Below are 2,267 nucleotides of genomic sequence, written 5' to 3'. Positions count from 1 at the left end.
GGATGATAGTTTTTTTTATGGTGTCATAATCCAATCTTATTGGGTGAACGTGACCACCATCGGCAATGGCAGCATCAATAAAGTAACGAACATCCCACCATTTTTTTACTGTATTTTTGGACATGTTGATTGATCTTGCACAGGTTTTAATTCCTCCGCCACCATGAAGGTATCTCCAAAGTGTAATCTTCACGGCTTCATCAGAGCTTTTTAGAGTGGTAAGTAAATTATTATCTTCTTTCCACTTATTATAAAGATCCATTGATGAAAAGCCGTTTCCTTTATTTTGTACTGTGTTGTGGTGCATATTTGTATCTTTCGAGGATCNGTTGAAAAATCCTCCAATTTTGTCCCACNCTTCTTNTGGCAAATCNCCATCNTCAGGTTCATCACCGTATCGCAATTCGTTGACAAANTGTTCAGCTCCGTCTTCATCACCTTCTTGNAAGCCCAATACTTGGCACCATTCTTTATAGNTATTCACCATTTCCTGACCGTGCATTGTGATACACTGCAGGTTTGTTATTTCCTCACGGTCGAGTTTATCAATTAACTCATTTATTATTTTTGCCATATTGTAAATTTATAAGATTATCTGTGNATGCCTCTGTTCTTCTGTTCCGCTTTCTGTGAGTTTTCATCTCCTAAATGATAGAATTCCCTTTGCATATCTTCCGTATATTCCTCTTCGGGAACATAATTTTTGAAGGAGTTGTCAGACTCTTTTACCCAACATCCGTATATACCGAAATTATATGTAGGCATCTCACGAGAAACAACACTGTCGTATTCNTCCCTATCACCACTGACGACTTTGATACATCCGTCAGCAAGGAAATCAAGTCCGAAGGTGAATTTTCCTTCCTGCTTGTCTACCGATATAATATTCCCAGTACACATCTGCGCCACNTGTTCATTGGTGAGTTCCAGCTCATTTTGCAGTGATGCCAAATTATCCTCCATCAAGGAAACTGGGATATAGAAGACCCTGTTCGTCTTATCGTCAAGTTGTACGAANCATTGCTCCTTTCCTGGCATTTTAGTTATGATAACTTTACCACTTCGGAGCGTATTCTGTTCCTCGGGNGTAAAGTCCTCCAAGTCTGCCATTTCGCTTCTTGGNGCNATCATTATATCTACGGCATCATTTCTTTTTTCAAGTTTTATGCGGGCTTGAATTGATCTTCGTACACCATCACCCAAGTCTACGCTGATAGGTAAGATAGGAGTCCATTGACCTCCAAGCATCTTTTTCATCACTATTTCAGGAAGGTCATCCACCATTTCTTGAGTCAATCCGAGACTTGCAAATTTCTCGTACGGAATCTCATTCTCNTCAAAAGTTGTTTTCATAAATTCATTGATTTTTGTTTTTGCAAAGATANTTTGTTACTTGAAAAGTCTGCCTTCCAAAATAATAAACCTTTTATATTAACATTTTCAAAACGATTTTAGGCTGATTTGTGGGGTTTTCAGTTTTTGAAATGTTAATATAAGACTTCCTTTTTTTTTGAGCCAGCTATTAAACTGGTTTATTTTACTTTTGTAAGCATAAAAAAGGAGACGATGGTTATATTTCTTAGACATATTTTCCTTGCAGTNTTGAGCGCATCTTGTCTCTTTGTCCTTGCACAAAAGNAGACTGTNGATAACAGCCTTCAAGACTATTGGATAGACAAATACTTCAGTGTAAGTTTTCCTTTGCAAAGNATCGAGGTAAATTCTGCTTTCGGNATNCGCAAAGATCCGTTTACTGGTAAGACAAAGGANCATTGCGGTTTGGACTTAAAGGCACGCTATGAAAATGTACTTGCCATGTTTGATGGTTATGTCATGAACACTGGCTATGATTCTGGTAGCGGCAATTACATTATCATGNAGCACGGTGACTACNCNGTGAGCTACTGTCACTTATCTCAAATTTGGGTGAAGAAAGGAGANCGAATCTATGCAGGTGACCCTGTTGGTGTCAGCGGTTCTTCNGGTCGATCGACAGGCGCACANCTCCATATCACCAGNAGGTTAAGAGGAAATTTAGAAGACCCNTACAACCTCCTGACCTATATCCGGGATGTAAAGTTGCAATGTATCACAGCACTTCACGTCAANGANAAAGACATTCTCACTCCTGATGATTTTTTCAAGAAGTATGCGCATGCCGCCATGAGACAGCAGCAGAAATACGGCATCCCNTCTTCTGTCATCCTCGCNCAGATGGCACTTGAAAGCCGTTGGGGGAAAAGCAGTCTTGCCCAAGCAGGATTCAA

2 protein-coding genes are annotated in these 2,267 nt (G+C 39.8%); one reads left to right on the top strand and one right to left on the bottom strand.

The window, feature by feature from the left end; translation table 11 throughout:
- Positions 1 to 591: 591 nt before the first annotated feature.
- Complete coding sequence (locus HMPREF9304_RS12430) at positions 592 to 1,353, bottom strand: DUF4099 domain-containing protein (RefSeq protein ID WP_036929734.1); 762 nt, start codon at positions 1,351 to 1,353, stop codon at positions 592 to 594.
- Between the two features lie 213 nt (positions 1,354 to 1,566).
- On the opposite strand from HMPREF9304_RS12430, the gene HMPREF9304_RS12425 reads away from it, so the two are divergent.
- Positions 1,567 to 2,267 (top strand): M23 family metallopeptidase (locus HMPREF9304_RS12425; protein WP_036929732.1); only part of this gene is annotated, 701 nt, incomplete at its 3' end.

Origin of the sequence: Hoylesella timonensis S9-PR14, assembly GCF_000762405.1 — a bacterium.
GTDB classification, from domain to species: Bacteria; Bacteroidota; Bacteroidia; order Bacteroidales; family Bacteroidaceae; genus Prevotella; species Prevotella timonensis_A.
The sequence above is the reverse complement of the archived record's forward strand: the minus strand, read 5'-3'. Positions and strand labels throughout refer to the sequence as shown.